Annotated in this window: 2 protein-coding genes (1 of these 2 only partly in view); both read right to left on the bottom strand. The window is 75.4% G+C overall.

Annotated elements, in window-relative coordinates; translation table 11 throughout:
* The coding region (locus tag J4557_RS41270; RefSeq protein ID WP_208272280.1) for a non-ribosomal peptide synthetase at positions 1-14,864 on the bottom strand (14,864 nt) is incomplete at its 3' end.
* Positions 14,861-25,047 carry the 3' portion of a non-ribosomal peptide synthetase gene (locus J4557_RS41275; RefSeq protein WP_208272281.1) on the bottom strand. 3,154 nt of this gene lie beyond the right edge of the window, so the window shows 10,187 of its 13,341 coding nt (coding positions 3,155-13,341); the start codon falls outside the window, past its right edge; it ends in the stop codon at positions 14,861-14,863. The genes J4557_RS41270 and J4557_RS41275, both read right to left, overlap by 4 nt.

Raw genomic sequence — 25,047 nt, forward strand, 5'->3', positions numbered from 1 at the left:
CCCAGCACCGCATCCACCAAACCCGCCGAAGCCGCCTCCCCACCCAAAACAAGCACACGCGCCGGCAACAACTCCGACAACCCCCCACCACCCGCCAACGCAGCCAGATGCGACGGCACAATCTTCAAAAAATCGATTGGATGCGCCCGCAAGTAGCCGCGCAAAGCCGCCGGATCGGCAGCGGTCAGCTCATCGATGAGGTGCAGCGATCCACCGGACATCAACGCACCGAACAGCACCGTGTTGCCGAAATCCGTCACCGCCGACTGGACCATCGCATACGAACCGGGACCGAACCCGATCCGGTCCACCGCGCCGCGCACGTAGGCGGTGAGATTGCCGTGGGTGACCTGGACGCCCTTGGGTCGTCCTGTCGAGCCCGAGGTGTAGATGACGTACGCGAGCTGATCCGCGTGCACGGGCTCCGGCGGGAGGGGCTCGGCCAGGCCGTGGGACGCGGCCGTGACCGGATCGTCCAGCACCACCAGCCGGACCCGGCCGACGGGCAGGCCGCCCGCGGTCTCCTCGTTTCCGACCAGCAGCGATGCGCCGCTGTCGGCCAGCATGAACGCCAGCCGGTCCACCGGAAGCCCGGGATCCAGCGGCAGATAGGCGCCACCGGCCTGCCACACCGCCAGCAGCGTCACCACCACGTCCACCCCCCGGGGCAGGCACACGCCGACGACGGTTTCGGGACCGACGCCCAGGCCGCGCAGGTATCCGGCGCGCAGTGCGACACGTTCGGCCAGTTCACCGTAGGTGAGCGACGGTCCGCCGTCCGCCGAGACCGCGACGGCGTCCGGCTCCCCCGCCACCGAGAGGTGCACGCCCGGCCGTTCGGGTTTCCGCCCGCCGGTCCCCGCCCAGGCCTCCAGCAGGCGGGTCCGCTCCCCCGGGTCGATCAGCGGCAGCTCCGACAACCGCCGGTCCGCGTCGGCCGCCATCGCGTCGAGGACCGTCGTCAGGCATGCCGCGAACCGTTCGGCCGAGGACCGGTCGAAGAGCTCCGTGCTGTACTCGACCGAGCCCGCGAGCCCGCCCTCCTCGGTGTCGGACAACACCAGCCGCAGGTCGAAGCGCGTGCTCTGGATGCCGGGCGGCGTGATCGCGTCGAGCTCGGCCGGCTCTCCGTCGTAGTTGAAGAGCACCTGGACGAGGGGGTGCCGGGACCGGTCCCGCTCCACCACCAGCGCGTCGACGAGCTGCTCGAACGGCAGGTCCTGGTGGGCGTAGGCGTCGAGCGCGTCGGACCGCACGCGTTCGAGCAGCTCGGTGACCGCCGGGTCGCCCGACAGGTCGGCGCGCAGGACGAGCGTGTTGACGAAGCACCCGATCAGGCCCTCGGTCTCGGCCCGGTTGCGTCCCGCGATCGGCGTCCCGACCAGCACGTCGTCCTGGCCCGCGAGCCCGCCGAGGACGACGGCGTAGGCCGAGAGCAGGGTCATGAACATCGTCGCGCCGGAGCCGCGGCCGAGGGCGCGCAACCGGGCGGTGACGTCCGCCCGGACCTCGATCCCGACCGCGGCGCCCGCCGCCGTCCGCACGGCCGTCCGGGGCCGGTCGGTGGGCAGCTCCAGGACGGTGGCGCCCGCGAGACGGGAACGCCAGTGATCCAGCTCGGCCGCCAGCACCTCGCCACGCAACCACTCCCGCTGCCACACCGTGAAGTCGGCGTACTGGACCGGCAGCGCGGGCAGGCCGGCGTCCGCCCCGCGTCTGATCGCGTCGTGCAGGGCCGTCACCTCGCGGACGAGGATTCCGGCGGACCACTCGTCGGAGACGGCGTGGTGCAACACGACGCACAGGACGTGCTCCTCGGGCCCGAAGCGCAGCAACCGCGCCCTCATGAGGGATCCGGCGGCCAGGTCGAACGGCACCGCGGCGTCCGCGGCGACCAGCCGCTCCGCCTCGGCGGCCGCGTCCGCCGGCCGCCGGGCGGCGAGGTCGGTCAGCCGCAGCGGGACGGCGCGGCCGGAGTCGATCACCTGGTGGACGACGCCGTCCTCGTCCGGTACGAGCCGGGTCCGCAGCACCTCGTGCCGCATGACGACCGCCTCCAGCGCGGCCCGCACGTCGGCGGGGTCGACGGGGCCCGCGAGGCGCAGGGTCGTCGGCACGTTGTGCTCGGCGGAGCCGGGGTCGAGCTGGTCGAGGAACCAAACCCGCTGTTGCGCGAACGACAGCGGCAGCGGCCGGTCGCGCGGCACGGGGACGATCTCCGGCGACCGCTCGCCCGGCGCGGCCGCGTCGACCAGTTCGGCGAGCGCGGCGGGCGTCGGGTTGTCGAAGAGCCCGGCCACCGGCACGTCGGCGCCCAGCACGAGACGGACGCGCGACATCACCTGGGTCGCCAGCAGCGAGTGCCCGCCGAGCGCGAAGAAGTCGTCGTCGGCGGCGACGCGGTCGCGGCCCAGCAGCCCGGCCCAGATCCCGGCCAGGATCTCCTCGGTGGGGGTGCGGGGGGCGAGGCCGCCCGTCCGCTCCGCGGTCGCCGTCCCGGGGTCGGGCAGCGCCGCGCGGTCCACCTTGCCGTTGGCCGTCAGCGGCATCGACGCCAGCTCCACGAAGACCGAGGGCACCAGATGGTGCGGCAGCGACGCCGACAGCGCCGACCGGAGGTCGTCCGCCGCGGGCGCGCCCGCCTCGGCGTCGGTGGCCACCACGTACGCGACCAGCCGCCGCGCCGCGCCCTCGCCGGCCGCGACGACGGCGGCGGTGCCCACGCCGGGAAGCGCGGTCAGCGCCGCCTCGATCTCGCCGGGCTCCACCCGGAAGCCGCGCACCTTGACCTGGTCGTCGACGCGGCCGAGGTAGACCAGCTGCCCGTCGGCGCGCCAGCGGACCCGGTCGCCGGTCCGGTAGAGCCGCGACCCGTCGGCGGCGAACGGGTCGGCCACGAACCGTTCGGCCGTGCGGTCCGGCCGGCCGCCGTAGCCGCGCGCGACGCCCGCGCCGCCGACGCACAGCTCGCCGGTCACGCCCACCGGCACGGGAGCGAGGTGCCGGTCGAGCACGTACAGCCGGGTGCCGCCGATGGGGACGCCGATGGGCGCCTCGCCGTCCGGGCCGGTCCCGCACGGCGCCATCGACGCGCAGACGGTGGTCTCGGTGGGGCCGTAGGCGTTGAACAGCCGCCGGTCCCGCGCCCAGGCGGCCGCCGTTCCCGGGTCCAGGCGTTCACCGGCCGACAGGAGCGTCCGAAGGCCGGGCAGGCGCGCCGGAGACATCACGTCCAGCAGCGTCGGCGGAAGCGTCGCCACCGTGACGCCCCGCGCCTCGATCAGCTCGATGAGCGCGCCGGGCTCGGTGCGCTCACCGGCCAGGGCCACGACCAGCGTCGCACCGTAGGCCAGCGCCATGAAGGTCTCCGACACCGCCGCGTCGAAGCTCGACGAGGCGAACTGCAGCACCGCGTCCTCGGGCGTCACGCCGAGCACGTCGTGCTGGGCGGCGACCATGGTGAGCACGCCGCGGTGCGGGATCTGCACGGCCTTGGGAGCGCCGGTCGACCCGGAGGTGTAGATCACGTACGCGAGGCCGTCCGGATGGTGCGCCGGGGCGCCGGGCGCGTCCGGCGGGCAGGCCCGGATCGCCAGGTCGACGGCCGGGTCGTCCAAGGCGACCGGGCGCACCCGCCCGGCCGGCAGGTCGTCCAGCGTCTCGGTGGTTCCCACCAGCACCGAGACGCGGCTGTCGGTGAGCATGTACGCGAGGCGTTCGGCGGGGAGCGCCGGGTCGAGCGGCAGATAGGCGCCGCCGGCCTTCCACACCGCCAGCGACACCGCCGCCAGATCCACGCCGCGCGGCAGGCACAGGCCCACCACGGTCTCCGGCCCGGTGCCGAGGCCGCGCAGATGCCCGGCGAGGCGGTTCGCGCGTTCCTCCAGCTCGGCGTAGGTGAGGCGATCGGACCCGGCGATCACGGCGGTCGCGTCGGGCGTGGCCCGCGCCCACCGCGCGACCAGCTCGTGGACGGACGCCGCGCCCGGTCGCGGCGCGGCGGCGCGGTTCCAGTCGAGGGTCACCTTCCGGCGTTCGTCGCCGGTGAGCGTCGCCAGCTCCGACAGCCGCCGGCCCGGATCGGCCGCGATCTCGTCGAGCAGCAGGCCGATCCGTTCGGCCAGCCGTTCCGCGGTCGGCCGGTCGAGCAGCTCGGTGCTGTACTCGACCTTCGCGGTGAGGCCACCGTCGGCGTCCATGAACGCCAGGCGCACGTCGGTGAGCGCGATGGGATCGGCGACCGGGAGCAGCTCGGCCTCGAGCCCGGGGAGGTCGAGGCGTTCGCCGCCGTCCTGGTCGTAGTTGAACAGCGCCTGGAAGATCGGCGTGCGGCCGCGGTCGCGGCGCGGCTGCAGGGCGTCGACGACCTGCTCGAACGGGACGTCCTGGTGGGCGTAGGCGGCAAGGGCGTCGCGCCGCACCCGCTCCACGACCTCGGCGAACGTGGGGTCGCCGGACAGGTCGGTGCGCAGCACCAGCGTGTTGACGAACAACCCGACGAGGTCCTCGGTCTCGGCCCGGTTGCGGTTCGCGATCGGGGTGCCGACGAGCACGTCGTCCTGGCCGCAAAGGCGGCCCAGCGTCACCGCGTACGCCGCCAGCAGCGTCATGAACATCGTCGCGCCGCACGACCGGCTGAGCTCCCGCAGCCCGCGCCCGGTCGTCTCCGGCACGGCGAACTCGACGACCGCGCCCGCCGACGAGCGGACGGGCGGCCGCGGCCGGTCGACCGGCAGTTCCAGATCGGGCGCGCCGGCGAGCCGCTCCCGCCAGTGCCCCAGCTGCCCTTCGAGGACGTCGCCGCGCAGCCAGTCCCGCTGCCACCCGGCGAAGTCGGCGTACTGCAGCGGCAGCGGCGCGAGCGGAACCTCCCGGCCGCCCGCCGCGAACGCGCCGTACAGGGCGGCGATCTCCTGCCGCAGCAGTCCCGCGGACCACTCGTCGCACACGATGTGGTGCATCACCATCGAGAAGACGTGGTCGCCATCGCCGAGACGGATCAGCCGCCACCGGCACAGCGGCCCCTCGGCCAGGTCGAACGGCGCGGACGCGTCGGCCGCCGCCAGCGCGGTCGCGCTCTCGAGGGGGTCCACCGCGCCGCAGACGTCGTCCCGGCGCAGGACAGGTCCGCCGGGCGGGTCGATGATCTGGTGCGCGACGCCGCCCACCGCCGTGAACCGGGTGCGCAGCGCCTCGTGCCGTGCCATGACGGCGTCGACGGCGGCGGTGAGCGCCGCCGCGTCCAGCGGTCCGCGCAGCCGCAGCGCGACGGGCACGTTGAAGTCGGTCGAGCCCGGCTCCAGCTGGTCGAGGAACCACAGCCGCTGCTGGGCGAAGGACGCCGGGACCAGGCCGTCGCGCGGCGCCGGGAGCAGCGGCGGCGCGAGCCCGCCGCCGCCGGTCCGGCCGATCGTCTCCGCCAGGCCGCGTACGGTCGGCCGGTCGAAGAGCGCGGCGACGGGCAGTTCGGTCTCGAAGACCGCGCGGATCCGGGAGACGACCCGGGTGGCGAGCAGCGAGTGCCCGCCGAGCGCGAAGAAGTCGTCGGTGGCGCCGACCTCCGGCACGCCGAGCACCTGGGCCCAGATCCCGGCCAGCAGCTCCTCGGCCGCGGTCCGCGGCGCCGTCCGCCCCTCCGCCGGCGGCTCGGGGGACGGAAGCGCGTCGCGGTCGAGCTTGCCGTTCGACCTGAACGGGAGCGCGGCCAGCTCGACCACGGCCGCCGGGACGAGGTGGGGCGGCAGGATCGTGCGCAGGAACGTCCTGGTCTCGTCGGCGCCGGGCAGGCCGCGCTCGGGATCGGCGGGGACGGCGTAGGCGACCAGCCGTTCGTCCCGGGCCACGACCACGGCCGCCGCGACGGCCGGATGGCCGAGCAGCGCCGCCTCGACCTCGCCGGGCTCGACCCGGACACCGCGGAGCTTGACCTGGGCGTCCATCCGCCCGAGGAACTCCAGAGTGCCGTCCCGCCGCCGCCGGACGCGGTCGCCGCTACGGTACATCCGCGCCCCGGCCCCGGCGAACGGGTCGGGCACGAACCGCTCCGCGGTCAGGTCCGGCCGCGCCGCGTACCCGCGCGCCAAGCCCGCGCCCGCGATGAACAGCTCGCCCGCCGCGCCCACCGGCACCGGGCGGAGCGAGCGGTCCAGCACGTACAGGCGGGTGTTGCCGACCGGGCCGCCGATCGGCAGGACGCCGGACACCCCGACCGGACGCGGGCACGGCCAGGCCGACACGTCGATCGACGCCTCGGTCGGGCCGTAGACGTTGTGGACCCTCGCCCCGGGGTTGGCCTCCTGGAACCGGGCGACGTCCTCGCCCCGCAGGACCTCGCCGCCGCACACCACCAGCCGCAGGCCGGTGCCGAGTCCCTCCCGCCGGATCAGCAGCCGGAACAGCGACGGCACGATGTCGATGACGTCGATGCGCTCCCGCTCGATCGTCTCCGCGAGGTAGTCCGGGTCGGCGCGGCGCTCCGGGTCGGCGACGACCACCTGGGCGCCCACCGCGAGCGGCCAGAGGATCTCCCCCGTGGCGGCGTCGAAGCCGATGGCGCTCTTCTGCAGCACACGGTCCCCGGCCGCGAGGCCGAACGCCTCCTGCCGCCAGGCGAGCACGTTCACCAGCCCGCGGTGCGTGAGCGACACCCCCTTGGGGCGGCCGGTCGAGCCGGAGGTGAAGATGACGAACGCGAGCTGGTCCGGATGGGTCGCCGTCGCGAGCGGGCCGTCGTCGGCCACGGCGATCGCCGGGTCGTCGAGGTCGACCGGCCGCACCGGCAGCTCCCGCAGGAGCGCCAGCGTCTCGGCTTGCCCGATCACCACCTCGGCACCGCACTCGGCGACCATGAAGCGGGTGCGCTCGACCGGGTGGCCGGGCTCCAGCGGAAGGTAGGCCGCGCCGGCCTTGAGCACCGCCAGCATCGCCACCACCAGGCCGGGGCCGGGGGTGACGCACAGCCCGACGACGTCGTCGGGGCGCACACCCACCGACCGCAGGTGGCGGGCCAGCCGGTTCGACAGCGCGGCCAGCTCGGCATAGGTGAGCCGGCGGCCGTCCCAGACGACGGCCGTCGCGTCCGGGGTACGGCCGGCCTGGGCGTCGATCAGCTCGTGGACACCGCCGACGTCCGGGAGCGCGGCCCGGGTGGCGTTCCATGCCGAGATCTCCCGCCGCCGTTCGGCCTCGTCCAGCAGGTCGAGCTCGGACAGGCGGCGCCCCGGGTCAGCGGCGATCGCGTCGAGCACCGCGAGGAGGTGGCGGGTCAGGGCCCGCGCCGTCGCCTCGTCGAACAGGTCGGTGGCGTACTCCAGCGCGCCGGTCAGCTCGTCCCCGTCGACGAGCACGACGCCGAGGTCGAACGGGGTGGTGCTGCGGGGGCCGCCGAAGCCGGTCGAGGCCAGGCCCGGGAGACCGGCGGCCGTGGCGTCGGCCCGCTCGACGTCGAACAGCACCTGGAACAGCGGGTTGCGACCCCGGTCCCGGTCCGGGCGCAGGGCGTCCACCACCTGCTCGAACGGGACGTCCTGGTGGGCGAAGGCGTCCAGCGCGCCGGCGCGCACCCGCGCGAGGACGTCGGTGAACGTGGGGTCGCCGGACAGGTCGGTGCGCAGCACCACGGTGTTGACGAAGAAGCCGATGAGGTCCTCGGTCTCGGGCCGGGTGCGCCCCGCGACGGGCGCGCCGACCACGACGTCCTCGGTCCCGGCGTACCGGCCGAGCACGATCGAGAAGGCCGACAGCAGCGTCATGAACATCGTGGCGCCGCTCCGACCGCTCAGCGCGCGGAGCCGGGCCGCGGTCGCCGCGGGAACCTCGAAGCCCACCATCGCGCCCGCCGCCGACCGCTCGGCGGGGCGCGGCCGGTCCAGCGGAAGCTCCAGCTCGGGCGCGTCCCGCAGCCGGTCACGCCAGAAGGCGAGCTGGCCGTCGAGCAGCTCGCCGCGCATGTGCGCGCGCTGCCAGACGGCGAAGTCGGCGTACTGGACGGTGAGCGGCGGGAGCGGCGAGGGCCTTCCGTCCGCGAACGCCGCGTACAACGCCGACAGCTCGCGCCACAGCACGCCCGCGGACCACTCGTCGGAGACGACGTGGTGCATGCACAGGCTCAGCACATGGTCGTCCTCGCCGAGGACGAGGAGCGTGCCGCGGATCAGCGGCCCGGCGTCCAGGTCGAACGGGGCCGTCACCGTGCGGTCGACCAGTTCCCCGGCGCGGGCGGCCGGGTCGGGATCGGCGGTCAGGTCGACGACGGCCAGGCCGAGGCCGCGGGGTTCGTCGACGACCTGGCGGGCGACGCCGTCGGCGAAGGTGACCAGGCGGGTCCGCAGCACCTCGTGCCGCGTGATGATCTCGTCCAGCGCGGCGGTCAGCGCAGCCGTGTCGAGGGGGCCGGTCAGCCGCAGGGTGAGCGGGACGTTGTACTCGATCGAGCCGGGTTCGAGCCGGTCCAGGAACCAGAGGCGCTGCTGGGCGTACGACAGCGGCGCGGGCGCGGCGGACGGCCGGGCGGTGATCGGCGCGGCGGGCGCCGGCCCCGGCGTCGGGGACGCGGCCGGGCCCGCCGCGCCGGCCCCGTCGAGCAGGGCGGCGAGGCCTGCCACGGTCGGATGGTCGAAGAGGTCGGCGAGCGCGGGTTCGACGCCGAGGGCCTCGCCGATCCGCCACGCGACCTGGACGGCGAGCAGCGAGTGACCGCCCAGCTCGAAGAACGTGTCGTGGACGCCCACCGTGCGGGCGCCGAGCACCTCGGCCCAGATCCCCGCGATCAGCTTCTCCGCCGGGGTGCGCGCCGCGACCGCCGCGCCCGCCAGCTCCGGCCGGTCGCCGCCGGGTTCGGGGAGCGCCGCGCGGTCGACCTTCCCATGGCGGGTCAGCGGGATCGCGGCGAGCTCCACGAAGACCGCCGGGGTCATCGACTCGGGCAGCCGGGCGCGCACGAACTCGCGCAGCCCGGTCGTCGAGGGGAGCCCGGCGGCGGGGTCGGCGGCGACGAGGTACCCGACGAGCCTGTCGTCGCGGGCGATCACCACGGCGGCGGTCACGGCCGGGTGGTCGAGCAGGACCGTCTCGACCTCGCCCGGCTCGATCCGGAAGCCCCGCAGCTTGATCTGGTGGTCGGTGCGGCCCAGGAACTCCAGCTCGCCGTCCGGACGCCATCGCACGCGGTCGCCGCTGCGGTAGAGCCGGCCGCCGTCCGCCGCGAACGGGTCCGGCACGAACCGTTCGGCCGTCAGCTCCGGCCGCCCGCCGTAGCCGCGCGCCAGCCCTCTCCCGCCGATGAACAGCTCGCCGGGGACGCCGACGGGAAGCGGGGACAGGTGCCGGTCGAGCACGTAGACCGCAGTGCCGGGCAGCGGCGCGCCGATCGGCGCGGGCCCGTCGCCACCGGTTCCGGGCGGCTCGCCGTAGGTGCTGTCGACGGTGGTCTCGGTGATGCCGAACGCGGTGAGCAGCCGCACGTCCGGGCCGAGGACGTCGCGGGCGCGCCGGGCGCGGGCCAGCCGCCAGATGTCGGTGGTCACCACCAGCAGCCGCAGCGACGCGGGCCGCTCGCCGGTCCGCGCGACGTGCTCGACCAGCGCGTCCACGAAGCGGGGCGCCGCCTCGAACGCCTCCACCCGTTCGCGCGCCAGGGTCCCGGCGAGCCGTGCCGGGTCGGTCTGGTGGCCGACCGGCGCGAGCACCAGCGTGCCGCCCGAGCAGAGCGCCCGGACCACGTCGCCGGTGAACACGTCGAAGCCGGCGCCCGCCACCGACAGCCACCGGTAGCCGGTCCCCGCCGGGAAGTGCGTGCCGGACCAGGCGGCGAACAGCGCGGTCAGCGAGCCGTGTGTGATCTGGACGCCCTTGGGGAGCCCGGTCGATCCGGAGGTGTAGACGACGGCGGCGAGCTGGTCCGGCAGGCATTCGCCGGCCGGAGGGGCGGACGCGTCATCGGCCGTCGCCTCCTCCTCGCCGTCGAGGACGAGTGCCGGCACGCCGGGCGGCGGCTCGTCACCCGAACGGCCGGTCAGCACGAGCCGGGCGCCGCTGTCGGAGAGCTTGTACGCGAGCCGTTCGGGGGGGTCGTCGGCGTCGAGGGCGAGGTAGGCGGCGCCGACCTTCCACACGGCGAGCACCGCCACCACCAGGTCGGCGTCCCGGGGCAGGAAGAGGGCCACGACCGACTCGCGGCCGATGCCCGCCGCCTCCCGCAGCCGCCGGGCGAGGCGGGCGGCGCGAGCGTCCAGCTCCCCGTAGCTCAGCGTGCGGTCGCCGCAGATCACGGCCGGAGCGTCCGGCGGCGCGGCGGCGATCAGCTCGTGCACCCCGGCCGCGGGCGGCGGCGGGCACGGGGCGGCGTTCCAGTCGGCCGTCGTCAGGTGCCGCTCCGCGGCGTCCGGCAGCGGCAGGGCGGACAGGCGCCGCGCGGGCTCTCGCGACACCCGTTCCAAAAGGGTGCACAGGTGCCCGGCGAGCCGCTCGATCGAGGCCGCGTCGAACAGCTCGGTGCTGTACTCGATCCGCCCGGCCAGGCCGTCGCCGTCCCCGTCGTCGGCGAGCACGAGCGTCAGGTCGAACAACGCCGTGTCGCGCGGCACCGGCACCCGCGTGACGCCGAAGTCGCCGAACCCCGCCGACCACTGCGCGCCGCCGCCCTGCGCATAGTCGAACATGACCTGGAAGAGCGGGTGGCGGGTGCGGTCGCGGTCGGGCCGCAGCGCGTCCACCAGCTGTTCGAACGGCACGTCCTGGTGCGCGTAGGCGCCGAGGGCGTCCCGGCGGACCCGTGCCACGACCTCGGTGAAGGCCGGGTCGCCCGACAGGTCGGTGCGCAGCACAAGCGTGTTGACGAAGAAGCCGACGAGCGCCTCGGTCTCGGCGCGGTCGCGGCCCGCGATCGGGGTGCCGACCACCACATCGTCCTGGTCGGCGTAGCGGCCGAGAACGACCGAGAATCCGGCGAGCAGGGTCATGAACATCGTCGCGCCGGCCTCGCGGCTCACCGCCCGCAATCGGGCGACCGCCGGCTCGGGGACGCGGAAGTCGTGAACGGCACCGGCCGGCGAGCGGACCGGCGGGCGCGGGCGCGTGGTGGGCAGGTCCAGCGGCGGCGCGTCCGCGAGGCGGTCGCGCCAGTACGCCAGCCGCGCCTCGAGCACCTCCCCGGTCAGGTGTTCACGCTGCCAGACGGCGAAGTCGGCGTACTGCACCGGCAGCGGCGGCAGCGGCGCAGGCTCGCCGTCGCGGAACGCCTCGTACAGCAGGGCGAGCTCATGGCGGAGCAGCCCGGCGGACCACTCGTCGGAGACCACGTGGTGCACGCACAAGCTGAACACGTGGTCATCGGGCGCGAGCCGGATCAGCCTGGCCCGCAGCAGCGGGCCCGCGGCCAGGTCGAACGGCGCCGTCGCATCGGCGGCGACCAGGGCCTCGGCCGCCGTGATGCCTCCCTCGCCGGCGTCCGTGACGGTCAGCGCCCCGGGGCGCGGCGGGTCGATCACCTGGACGACCGCGCCGTCCACGGTGACCAGCCGGGTCCGCAGCACCTCGTGCCGTTCGATCAACGCGTCGAGCGCGGCGCCCAGTGCGTCGGCGTCCAGCGGCCCGGCGAGGCGCAGCGCCATGGGCAGGTTGTATTCGGCGGAGCCCGGTTCGAGGCGGTCCAGGAACCAGAGCCGTTGCTGCGCATACGACGGTGGTGCCGTCCCGTCGCGGGGCACGGCGACGATCGGCGGCACGGGCGCGGTGCTCGCCGCTCCGGCCGTGAGCGCGTCGACCACGCCCGCCAGTTCCCGCACGGTCGGGTGGTCGAACAGCTCGGCCAGCGGAGCCTCCGCCCCGAACGCCGCCCTGATCCGCGACATCACCTGGGTGGCCAGCAGCGAATGCCCGCCCAGCTCGAAGAAGTCGTCGTGCACACCGATCCGGTCCAGGCCCAGGACCTGCGTCCAGATCCCGATGAGCATCTCCTCGGTGGGCGAGTGCTCGCCGGTGGACCCGCCGGGGCCGTCCGGGCGGGCGCTCTCGGGCACCGGAAGGGCAGCCCGGTCGAGTTTGCCGTTGGCGTTCAGCGGCAGCCGCGCCAGCTCGACGAACACCGACGGGATCAGGTGGTCGGGCAGCCCTTCCCGCAGCAGTTCGCGAACCTCGCCGGAGGCCGGTGCGCCCGCCGCGGGATCGGCGGGCACGACGTAGCCGACCAGCCGTTCGTCCAGGGCGATCACCGCGGCGGCGGCCACGGCGGGATGGGCGACCAGGGCGGCCTCGACCTCGCCGGGCTCGACGCGGAAGCCGCGGACCTTGACCTGGTGGTCGAGGCGGCCCAGGTATTCGACCGTGCCGTCCTCGCGCCACCGGGCCCGGTCGCCCGTCCGGTACAGGCGGGAGCCGTCGGCCGCGAACGGATCGGCCACGAACCTTTCGGCGGACAGGCCGGGCCGCCCCGCGTATCCACGCGCGACGCCGACGCCGCCGATGAACAGCTCGCCCGGCACGCCGGGCGCAACCGGGTTCAGCCAGCGGTCCAGGACGTACAGCCGGAGGTTGGCGATGGGGGTCCCGATCGGCGGCGACGCGCCGGCGTCCCCCGGGCGTTCGCACGTCCACGACGAGACCTCGACGGACGCCTCGGTGGGACCGTACAGGTTCTCGACCACGACGCCCTCGTGCCGGGCGTAGAGCCGGGCGACGTCGTCGCCGGAGAGCGCCTCGCCGCTGCACACCACCAGCCGCAGGCTCGGCATCGCCAGGAACGGCTCGTGCAGCACGAAGCGGTGGAACAGCGACGGCACGAAGTGCGCGACCGCGATCCGCTCGTCCTCGATCAGCTTCATGACGTACGGGACGTCGCCCTGGCGGCCGGGCTCGGCGAGCACCAGGCGCCCGCCCGCCATCAGCGGCCACAGCAGCTCCCACAGCGACACGTCGAAGGACGCGGGGGTCTTGTGCAGGACGCCGTCGCCGGGCGCGAGCGGCCGGCGACGCTGCATCCAGGCGAGCCGGTTGACCAGGCCGCGGTGGCCGACCTGAACGCCCTTGGGACGCCCGGTCGAGCCCGAGGTGTAGATCACGTACGCGAGCTGGCCGGGCCGGGTCGGCACCTCCGGCGGGTCCGCGGGGCACCGGGCGATCGCCGGGTCGTCCGGGTCGACGATGGCGCATCCGGCCACCCCGGTGCCCTGGGCGATCACGACCTTCGCACCGCTGTCGGCGGTCATGAAGGTCAGCCGCTCGGCCGGGTAGGCGGGATCGAGCGGCAGGTAGGCTCCGCCCGCCTTCCAGATGGCGAGCAGGGAGGTCACGAAGTGGAGACCGCGGTCCAGGCACAGCCCGACGACCGTCTCGGGGCCGATGCCGAGGCCGCGCAGGTGATGGGCGAGCCGGTTGGCGCGTTCCTCCAGCTCGGCGTACGAGAGGCTCGCGCCGCCGCAGACGACCGCCGTCGCCTCCCCGGGTCCGGCGACCAGCTCGTGCGCGCCGCCCACCTGCGGAACGGGGGCGTCGGTGGCGTTCCAGGCCGCGACGTCGCCCGGCCTCGGGGCCAGGAGCCGCAGCGGTCCGGTGGGATCGGCGGTGAAGGCGTCGAGCATCTCGGCGAAATGCGCCACCAGCCGTTCGGCGGTCGCGGGGTCGAAGAGCGACCGGTCGTAGGTGAGGCCGATCCTCAGGCGCGGGCCGGGCGCCACGATGAGCGTGAGCGGGTAGTCCGCCCGCTCCCGGGACCGGTTGTCGGTGATCCGCAGCCCGTCCCCGTCCGCCTCGCCGCCGAACCCCCCGGCGGGCTGGTTCTCGAAGACGAACAGGCTGGTGAAGAGGGGGCGCCCGGCGGGAACGCCGCTCCACGACTGGATCCGCACCAGCGGCATGTGCTCGTGCCGCCGGGCCTCGGACTGGTCGGCCTGCAGGCGCGCGAGCCACTCGGCGACCGGCACGTCGCCGGCCACGACGGTGCGGCAGGGCATGGTGTTGATGAGGAGCCCGACCATCGACTCGACCCCGTCGAGCTCCTCGGTCCGCCCCGAGGTGGTCACCCCGTACACCACGTCGGCGTCGCCGCTGTAGGCCGCCAGCAACCGGGCCCAGGCGCCCTGCGTGACGGTGTTCAGGGTGAGCCGGTGCGCGCGTGCGGTCCGCGCCAGCGCCGCGGTCGCCGCCTCGGTGAGCTCGCGGGAGACGGTGGCCTGGCCTCGGTCGCCGGTGTTGCGCTCGACGCCGAGCGACGTGGCGGCGGTGACGTCCCGCAGCCGGTCGCGCCAGAACGCCTCCGCCGCGCCCTGGTCCCGGCCCGACAGCCAGGCCACGTAGTCGCGGAACGGACGGCGCCGGGGCAGCAGCGGCGGCCGGCCTGCGCGCAGGTCGCGGTAGGCCTTCAGCACGTCGCCGAGCACGATGGACGCGCTCCACCCGTCGAGCAGCAGGTGGTGGTGGCTCCAGATCAGCTGGTGGCGGTCGCCGGCGAGCCGGACCAGCAGGATCCGGACCAGGCTGCGGCGGCCGAGGTCGGCCCCCCGCGCGCGGTCGCGGTCCATGAGCTCGTCCAGCGCCGCGTCCTGCTCCTCGGGGGACCGGTCGCGCCAGTCGAGCTCCTCCAGCGGCAGCGGCACCGACTCCGGCGGCGACACCAGGGTCAGCGGCGTCGCCGAGCCGGGCGACACGACCGTGCTGCGCAGCACGGTGTGCGCGGCGACCGTCAGCTCCCAGGCCCGCCGGAAGGCGCCGCGGTCGAGATCGCCCTCGATCAGCAGCCCGTGCTGGACCCAGTACATGCCCGAGCCGGGCGCCAGCTCGCTGTGGAAGAGCAGGCCCTGCTGGAGGGCTGTCAGGGGGTAGAGGTCCTCGATGGCACGCGCTGGCGCGTCGTCCTGCCGGAACGTGGTCATGATCTTTCCGGGACGTCGGCGAGGCCGCCCGCGGGCGGCTCGAGCTGCTGCTGGATGAGGTCGAGTGCCGCCTGGTCGAGACCGGCGAGCGGGAAGTCGGACGGGGTGTAGCCGCCGGCGCCGGGGGCGCAGCAGTGCTCGACCAGCAGGCCGAGGAGTTCGTCGTAGCGCCGCGCGAGCCGCTCGATCGTGGCGGGTTCGTGCAGCGCGCCCGAGTACGTCCAGGTCAGCTCCAGCCGCCCGCCCGTCACCCGGCCGTCGAGCTCCAGCACGTGCGCGCGGGGACCGGAGGCGGCACGGTCCGGGCCGAGCGTGGCGCCGTTCCAGCGCAGCCTGCCGCCTTCGCCGGGTGAACGGTCGACCTGGCCGAGGTAGTTGAAGCCGACCTCGGGGCGCGGCCGCTCCGCCAGCTCCCGGGCGAGGTCCCCGTCGGCGAGGTGCCGGAGAAGGCCGTAGCCGAGGCCGCGGCGCGGCACCCGTCTCAGCTGTTCCTTGATGCGCATCAGCGCGGCGCCGGGATCGGCCGCGTCTTCGGCGCCGAGGGCGAGGACGACCGGGAAGAAGGTGGTGAACCAGCCGACCGTGCGGGAGACGTCGAAGCCGGGCCCCACGTCCTCCCGGCCGTGGCCTTCGAGTTCGACGGCGACGGACCGTTCGCCGGTCCACTCGGCGAGGACGAGCGCCAGCGCCGTCAGCAGCAGGTCGTCGGTGCGCGTGCGGTAGGCGGCGGGGGCGTCGCGCAGCAGCCGCGCGGTCAGGCTCGCGGTCAGACCGCCCCCGACCGTGCGCGCGGAGGCCATGCCGTTGTCTCCGCCGGGGTGGTCGAGCGGCAGCCGGGCGGCCGGGGCTCCGGCCGCCCGCCAGTGCACGGCCTCGGCCGCCAGTTCGCCCGAGGCGGCCACCTCGGTGAGCCGCTGCGACCAGCGGCGGAACGAGGTGGTCTTGGCCGCCAGCCGGATCGCCGAGCCGCGCTCGGCCTGCTCGTAGGCCGATTCGAGGTCCTCCAGCAGGATCCGCCACGAGACGCCGTCCACCGCGAGGTGGTGGATCACGATGAGCAGGGACTGGCGGCCGTCGTCGTGGTCGAACAGCACGGCGCGCATCAGCGGCCCGTTCGCCAGATCGAGGCCGGTCTGGGCGCGCAGCGCCGCCGCTGCGGCCGCCGCGTCCGCGTCCTCGCCCGCCAGGGCGACGACCGTCAGCACGTCGGCGGGCTCTGGCGCAGCGCAGCGCAGGGCGGTGCCGGTGAGACGAAGCCGCAGCGCATCGTGGTGGTCCAGGACGGCGCCGAAGGCGGCCCGCAACGCGGCGGGACCGAGCCGGCCGCCGCCGGTGACCTCCAGCAGCACCGACTGGTTGTAGTGGTGCGGCTCGGGGAACCCGCGTTCGATGAACGACCACTGGATCGGGGTGGGCGGCACCGCTCCGACGACCGGCCCCTGCTCGGCCTCGATCGGGGCCCGTTCGGCGGCCAGGACGGCGAGCCCCGCGATGGTCTGCCGCTCGAAGAGCTGGGCGGTGGTGATCTGCACCCCGGCCCGCCGGGCCCGGGCGACGGCCTGGATGCTCATGATGGAGTCGCCGCCGAGCTCGAAGAAGTTGTCGTCGACGCCGACCGCCTCCAGACCCAGCACCTCGGCCCAGATCTCGGTCAGGATCTGCTCGGTCGGCGTCCGCGGCGCGGTGAAGCGCCCGTCCGGCCGCGGCCGTTCCGGTCCCGGCGCGGGCAGCGCGGCCCGGTCGAGCTTGCCGTTCGAGGAGACCGGCAGGGCGGCCAGCTCCACGAACACCGACGGGATCAGGTGGTCGGGGAGGCGCTGCCGCAGGAAGTCGCGCAGGTCCCCGGCGAGCGGCGCCGCCTCCGCCGGGTCGGCGCCGACCAGGTGGGCGACGAGCCTGCCGCCCGCGCCGACGACCGCGGCGGCGGTCACGCCCGGATGGGCGAGCAGGGCGGCCTCGACCTCGCCGGGCTCGACCCGGAACCCGCGGATCTTGATCTGCTGGTCCAGCCGCCCCAGGTACTCGACCGCACCGTCGGGCCGCCGCCGGGCGCGGTCGCCGGTCCGGTAGAGCCGGGACCCGTCCGCGCCGAACGGGTCGGCGACGAACCGCTCGGCGGTCAGATCGGGGCGTCCGGCGTACCCGCGCGCGAGCCCGGCGCCGCCGAGGAACAGCTCGCCCGGCACGCCGGGCGGCACCGGGTTCAGCCACCGGTCGAGCACGTGCAGGCGCAGGTTGGCGATGGGGTGGCCGATCGGCGGCGCGGACACGTTGCCCGGCCGTTCGCACCGCCAGGACGAGACGTCGATCGAGGCCTCGGTCGGGCCGTAGAGGTTCTCGACGACAGCGCGGGGGTGGCGCGCGTAGAAGCGGGCGACCGCCTCGCCGGGAAGGGCCTCGCCGCTGCACACGACGAGCCGTAGGCCGGCCATCTCGCCCAGCGGCTCGTGCGCCGCGAACTGCCGGAACAGCGACGGCACGAAGTGCGCCACGGCGACGCCCAGCTCGTCGATGAGCCGTGCCAGATGGTCCAGGTCGCCCTGGCGGCCGGGCTCGGCCAGGACGACGCAGGCCCCGGCGGTCAGCGGCCAGACCAGCTCCCACAACGACACGTCGAAGGTGACCGGGGTCTTGTGCAGCACCCGCTCCCCCGGCCGCAGCCGGTAGCGCTCCTGCATCCAGGCGATCCGGTTGATCAGTCCGCGGTGCGGGACCTGCACGCCCTTGGGCCGGCCGGTCGAGCCCGACGTGTAGATCACGTAGGCGAGCTGGTCGGGCCGCGTGGCCACCTCGGGCGGGGTGGCGGGCGCGCCGGCGATCGCCGGATCGTCGGGATCCACGACCGTGACGCCGGCGGCCCCGGTGGTCGTCCCGATCACCGCCGCCGCGCCGCTGTCGGTCAGCATGAACACCCGCCGTTCGGCCGGGTGGGCGGGGTCGAGCGGAAGGTAGGCGCCGCCCGCCCTCCAGACGGCGAGCATCGCGACCAGGAACTCGGGGCCGCGCTCCAGGCACACCCCGACGACGGTCTCGGGCCCGACGCCGAGCGATCGCAGGTGGTGCGCGAGCCGGTTCGCCCGCTCGTCCAGCTCGCGGTAGGTCAGGGTGCGTCCGGCGAGGATCGCGGCAGCGTCCTCGGCGCGCCCGCGCACCAGCTCGTGGATCCCGCCGGCGTCCGGGATCGGGGCGGACGTGGCGTTCCAGGCCGCCTCGCCTTCGGGCGACGGCGCGATGGCGGCGAGCGGCCGCCGCGGCTCGGCGGCGAGCGCGGCGAGCAGGTCGGTGAAGTGGGCCGCCATCCCCTCGACCGTCGTCCGGTCGAACAGCGCCGTGCCGTACTCGAAGGTTCCGGCGATGCCGTCGTCGGTCATCGAGGTGAAGAGGGTGAGGTCGAACTTGGCCGTGGTGTGCGGCGGCACGATCCTCTCCTCGCGCAGGCCGCCGAACGTGGCCTGCCCGGCCGCCGCGTCGGCGACGCCGAGGTGGTTGAAGAACACCTGGAACAGCGGGGTGCGGCTGCGGTCCCGGACGGGCTGGAGGGCGTCCACGAGCTGCTCGAACGGCACGTCCTGGCGGGCGAACCCGGCGAGGGCCTCCCGCCGGGCGTCCTCGACCAGGTCGAGGAACGAGGCGTCACCGCCGACCCGCGCGCGCAGCACCAGCGTGTTGACGAAGAACCCGATCAGGTCCTCGGTCTCGGTGCGGTTGCGGTTGGCGATCGGCACGCCGACGGCGACCTCGTCCTTGTCGGCGTAGCGGGCCAGCAACGCGCCGAAGGCCGCCAGCAGGGTCATGAACATCGTCGCGCCGGTCTGCCGGCACACCTCCCGCAGCGCCGCCGCCGTCGGTTCCGGGACGGCGAACTCCACGAGCGCGCCCGCCGTGGACCGTACGGCCGGCCGCGGCCGGTCGGTGGGCAGGTCGAGGTCGGTGAGCCCGTCCAGCCGCTCCCGCCAGTACGCGAGCTGCTCCTCGATCGCCTCGCCGTGCAGCCGGTCGCGCTGCCACACCGCGAAGTCGGCGTACTGCACCCGGAGCGGTTCCAGCGGTGACGGCGCGCCCCGCGAGTAGGCCGCGTACAGCGCGGACAGTTCGCGGCGCAGCACCCCGGCCGACCACTCGTCGCAGACGACGTGGTGCATGCAGAGGCTGAGGACGTGGTCGGCGGGCGCGAGGCGGATCAGCGTGGCGCGCAGCAGCGGCCCCGCGGCGAGGTCGAACGGGGTGCGCGCGTCGGCGGCGGCGAACGCCTCGGCGCGCTCCAGCGCGTCCGGCTCGCCGGTCAGGTCCACGCGCGCCGGCCGGACGCCGCCGGGCGGGTCGACCACCTGGCGCGCCACGCCGTCGACGGCGACCAGCCGGGTGCGCAGCACCTCGTGCCGCTCCACCACGGTGGCCAGCGCCGCGTCCAGCGCAGCCGCGTCGAGGTCGCCGCGCAGCCGGAGGGCGAGCGGCACGTTGTACTCGGCCGACCCGGGCTCGAGCTGGTCGAGGAACCACAGCCGTTGCTGGGCGAACGACAGCGGCAACGGCCTGTCCCGGTCCGCCGGCACGAGCGGCCCGGCGCCGCCGCTCGCGGGCACCGCCTCGTCCACGGCGGCGGCGAAGCGGGCGACCGTCGGCCGGTCGAAGAGCGCGGCCAGGGTCAGCTCGGCTCCGAACGTGCTGCGAATCCGCGACACCACCTGGGTCGCCAGCAGGGAGTGGCCGCCCAGGTCGAAGAAGTCGTCGTCCACGCCGACGCGGTCCAGGCCGAGCACGTCGGCCCAGATCGCGGCGAGCGCCTCCTCGGTCGGGGTGCGCGGCGCGGTGAACGCGGTGCCGAGGCCGGTGCGGGCGCCGTCGGGCGCGGGCAGCGCGGCACGGTCGACCTTGCCGTTCCGGTTCAGCGGCAGGGCGGCCAGCTCGACGAACGCGGCGGGGATCAGATAGGCGGGCAGGGTCCGGCCGAGGAAGTCGCGCAGTTCGCCCGCCGAGGGAACGCCCTCGCCCAGGTCGGCCGGGACCAGGTGGGCGACCAGGCGCCGGTCGTCCGCGTCCTCCCGCGCCACGACGACGGCCTCGGCGACCGCCGGGTGGGCGAGCAGCGCGGCCTCGACCTCGGCGGGCTCGATGCGGAAGCCGCGGATCTTGACCTGGTGGTCGAACCGCCCGAGGAACTCCAGCACGCCGTCGGGACGGCGCCGCACCCGGTCGCCGGTGCGGTAGAGCCGGGCGCCGGCGACGTACGGGTCGGCGACGAAACGTTCGGCGGTCAGGTCGGGCCGGTGCACGTAACCGCGAGCCAGGCCCGTCCCGCCGATGAACAGCTCGCCGGGCACACCGTCGGGGACCGGCGCCAGGTGCCGGTCGAGGACCAGCAACCGCATGTTCGCCAGCGGCCTTCCGATCGGCACGGACACCGCGTCGGCGTCCGCGTCGCCGACCAGGTGCCAGGCGGCGAACGTCGTGGTCTCCGTCGGCCCGTAGCCGTTCAGCAGGCGCTCGGGCGCGGCATGCCGCAGGACTCGCCGGACGCTCGCCGGATCGAGGGCGTCGCCGCCGAGCACGAGGTGGCGGAGCCCTCCCAGCGCGTCCGGCTCGTCGGCGGCCAGCCGGTTGAACAGCGCCGGCGTGAGGAACATGGTCGTGACGCCGAGGCGGGCGAGCTCCGCGCCCAGCCTGCCCGGCGACAGCAGGACCTCGCCGTCGATCCCGGCGAGCGCGGCGCCGTTGGCCCACGCGCCCCAGATCTCGAAGGTCGCGGCGTCGAACGACACGGTGGACGCCTGTGCGACGACGTCGTCCTCGGTGACGTGGACGAAGTCCCCGGCCGTCACCAGCGAGACGATGTCGCGGTGGCAGACCCCGATTCCCTTCGGGGTGCCGGTGGAGCCCGAGGTGTAGAGCACGTAGGCGAGTTGGTCGGGGGACGTCGGCACGTCCGGCGGCTCGGGCGGGGCGGCGGCCAGCGCGGCGGTGGTGGCGGGCTCGTCCAGGCACACCGGCCGCGCCCAGGGGGCCGGGACCGCGTCCAGGGTCTCCGCCGTCCCGACGAGCACCGACGCGCGGCTGCCGGTCAGCATGAGAGCGGCCCGTTCGGGCGGCAGGTCCGGGCTCAGCGGCAGGTAGGCGCCGCCCGCCCGCAGCACCGCGAGCAGGGCGACCAGGAGGTCGACGCCGCGTTCCAGGCAGAGGCCGACCACGACCTCCGGGCCCACGCCCATCCTCCGCAGGTGGTGGGCGAGCCGGTTGGCGCGCTCGTCGAGCTCCGCGTACGTGAGGGTGGCGGTGCCGTAGACGAGGGCGGTCGCGCCGGGCCGCCGGGCCGCCTGCGCGGCGACGAGCTCGTGGACGCCGCGCGCGGGGACGGCGGCGTCCGGACCGCTTCCGGCGGCGACCGCGCGCCTCCGCTCGTCCTCGCCCATCGGCCGGAGTTCGGACAGGCGCCGTCCGGGGTCGGCCGCGACGGCCGCGAGCAGGGCGGTCAGATGCCCGGCCATGCGCCGCACGGTGCCCGGCTCGAACAGGTCGGTGTTGTAGAGGAACGAGCCGGCGAGCCCGCCGCCGCTCTCGGAGAGCCCGAGCGTCAGGTCGAAGCGCGCCGGGATCACGCCGACGGGGAACGCCTCGTTCTCCAGGCCCGGCAGGGCGAGGCGGTCCTCGCCGATCGCGTCCAGCCCGAAGAACACCTGGAAGAGGGGGGTCCGCGCCAGGTCGCGTTCCAGGTTCAGCGCCTCGACGAGCTGCTCGAACGGCAGTTCCTGGTGCGCGTAGGCGCCCAGCGCCTCCCGCCGGACGCGGGTGACGAGCTCGGCGAACGTCGGGTCGCCGGACAGGTCGACGCGCAGCGCGACGGCATTGACGAAGAAGCCGATGAGCCCCTCGGTCTCGGCCTGGTCGCGCCCGCCGACGGGGGTGCCGACGACGAGGTCGTCCTGGTCGGCGTACCAGCGCAGCAGGGCCGTGAGCGCCGCGAGCAACGTCATGAACATCGTCGCGCCGGATGCGCGTGCCAGGGCCCGCAGCGCCGTCGTGGTCGGCTCGTCCACGCTGAAGGGCGCGAGCGCGCCGGCCGTCGAGCGCACCGGGGGACGCGGGCGGTCCGCCGGCAGCTCCAGGGCGGGTGCGCCGGCCATCCGGTCCCGCCAGTATCCGAGCAACCGGTCGAGCGTCGCGCCCTGGAGGCGGTCGCGCTGCCACACCGCGTAGTCGGCGTACTGCACGGGCAGCGGCTCCAGCGACGGCTCCGCGCCGCCCGCGTACGCCTCGTACAGCACCGCCAACTCGCGCCGCATCACCAGCGCCGACCGCTCGTCGGAGACGACGTGGTGGAGGTTGAGGCTCAACACGTGATCGTCGGGGCCGAGCCGCAGCAGGCAGCCTCGTACCAGCGGGCCCGTCTGCAGGTCGAACGGGCTCGCGGCGTCCGCGTCGACCAGCTCACGGGCCCGCGCCACCGGGTCCGGTCCGCCCGACAGGTCGATCTCGGCCAGGCCGAAGCCGCCCGGCGGGTCCACCACCTGGACGGGGACGCCGTCCTCGGCGACCAGGCGGGTCCGCAGCACCTCGTGCCGTTCCACGATGGCGTCGAGCGCCCTGGTGAGCGCCGGAACGTCCAATGCGCCGCGCAGCCGCAGCGCGAGCGGCTGGTCGTACTCCGCGGAGCCCGGATCGAGCTGGTGGAGGAACCACAGGCGGCGCTGCGCGAACGACGGGGGCAGCGGCCGGTCGCGGACGACCGGCGCGATCGGGGGCGCGGCGTCCCGGTCCGCGGCGTCCACCGCCTCGGCGAGCTCGCCGAGGGTCGGGTGGTCGAAGACGTCGGCGAGCGAGACCTCGACGCCGAGCAGGCTCCGCACCCGCGCGACGACCTGGGTGGCCAGCAGCGAGTGGCCGCCCAGGTCGAAGAAGTCGTCGTCCACGCCGACCCGCTCCAGGCCGAGCACCTCGGCCCAGATACCGGCGAGGATCTCCTCGGTGGGCGTGCGCGGCGCCACGAAGTCCGCCGCGAGCGCCGGCCGGTCCGCCGCCGGCTCGGGGAGGGCGGCTCGGTCGAGCTTGCCGTTGGCCGTCAGCGGCAGGGCCGCGAGCGCCACGAAGTCGGTGGGGATCATCGGGTCGGGCAGCGTCCGCCGCAGGAAGTCGCGCAGATCGGCGCCGGGCGTCGGCGCCTCCGGGTCCGCGGGGACGAGGTATCCGACCAGCCGCCGATCGCCGTCGTCGCCGTGGGCCGCGACGGCCACGGCCGCCAGCGCGGGATGCGCGAGCAGCGCGCTCTCCACCTCGGCGGGCTCCACCCGGTAGCCGCGGATCTTCAGCTGCCGGTCCATCCGGCGAAGGAACTCCAGCCGCCCGTCCAGCCGCCGGCGGACCCGGTCGCCGGTCCGGTACAGCCTGGAGCCGTCGGCGGCGAACGGGTCGGCCACGAACCGCTCGGCCGTCAGGTCCGGGCGTCCCCCGTAGCCGCGGGCCAGCCCCGGGCCGCCGAGGTAGAGCTCGCCCGGGACGCCCCACGGGACCTCGTTCATCGCCGGGTCCAGCACGCGCGCCGTGACGCCGGGCAGCGGAGGGCCGATGGGCGCCGAACCGCCCCCGGTCAGCAGGCCGGGCTCCAGCTGGACGGCCGTCACCCCGATGGTCGTCTCGGTCGGCCCGTAGTGATTGAACACCGCCGTCCGGTCGCCGGCCGCCTCGACCAGCCCGCGCGCCTGGGCGAGCGGCGCCGCCTCCCCGCCGATCACCAGCGACCGTGCGGGCAGCAGCCGCGCCGCGGGAACGCCGCCCGCGGCCAGCGCGGCCAGATGCGACGGCACGATCTTGACATGGTCGATGGCGTGCTCGGCGAGGTAGTCGCGCAGCAGGGACCCGTCGCGCTCGATCCGCCGGCCGGGCAGGTGCAGGACGCCGCCGGCCGCCAGGCAGGCGAAGACGACCGTGTTGCCGAAGTCGGTCGTCAGCGGCTGCAGGAGCGCGTAGCGCTCGCCGGGCCGGTCCCAGGCGAGCCGCGCGGAGACGCCCTCGACGTAGGCGTCCAGAGCGCGGTGGGTGATCTGCACGCCCTTCGGGCGCCCGGTCGATCCCGACGTGTACATGACATAGGCGAGCCGGTCCGGTGGCGGCGCGGGAGCGGCGGGCGGCGTCTCCGGCTGAGCGGCGAGCGCGGCCGTGAGCAGCGGGTCGTCCAGCGCGACCGTCCTGGTCCGTCCGGCGGGGAGCCCGCCGAGCGCGTCCTCGGTGCCGATGACCAGCGAGGCGCGGCTGTCGGCCAGCATGAACGCCAGCCGCTCCGCCGGATGGGCGGGGTCGAGGGGCAGGTAGGCGCCGCCGGCCTTCCAGACCGCCAGCAGCGCGGGCACCATGTCGGTGCCGTCGTCGAGGCAGAGCCCGACGACGGTCTCGGGGCCGATTCCGGCGGAGCGCAGATAGTGGGCGAGCCGGTTGGCGCGCGCGTCGAGCTCCCGGTAGGTCACCGGCCCGCCGGGCCCGTTCAGCGCGGGCGCGTCCGGGCGCCGGACGGCGTGGTGCGCGATGCGCGTCGGCAGCCCGTTCGCGTCCTCCGGCCTCGCCTGCGCCGGCGGCCGGTCCTCGTCCGGGGTGCGCAGGGCGATCGTGCCGATCGGGCGGCCGGGGTCGGCCGCCACCGCGTCCAGCACCATGCGGTAGTGCCCGGCCAGGCGCTCGACGGTCGCCCGCTCGAACAGCTCGGTGCTGTACTCGACGACGCCGGTCAGCGCGTCGCCCTCCTCGCCCACGATGAGCCGCAGGTCGAACTTGGCGGCCACCACGCCGGGCAGCGCCGCCGCCGAGACCCCCAGCTCGCTGAGCAGGCCGCTCGCGTCGGGCTCCGCCTGGTTGTAGTTGAACAGCACCTGGAAGAGCGGGGTGCGGGAACGGTCCCGGTCGGCGCCGAGCGCGGTGACGAGCCGCTCGAACGGGAGCTCCTGGCGGGCGAACGCGCCGAGAGCCTCCCGCCGCACCCGGGTGAGGACCTCGGTGAACGTCGGGTCGCCGGACACGTCGGTGCGCAGCACCAGCGTGTTGACGAAGAACCCGATCAGGTTCTCGGTCTCGACCCGGTCGCGGCCCGCGACCGGGGTGCCGACCACGATGTCGTCCTGGCCCGAGTATCGCGCGAGCAGCGTCGCGTACGCGGCGAACATGGTCATGAACATGGTCGCGCCGCGGTCGCGGCCGATCGCCC

This window comes from Actinomadura nitritigenes (assembly GCF_017573545.1).
Taxonomy (GTDB): domain Bacteria; phylum Actinomycetota; class Actinomycetes; order Streptosporangiales; family Streptosporangiaceae; genus Spirillospora; species Spirillospora nitritigenes.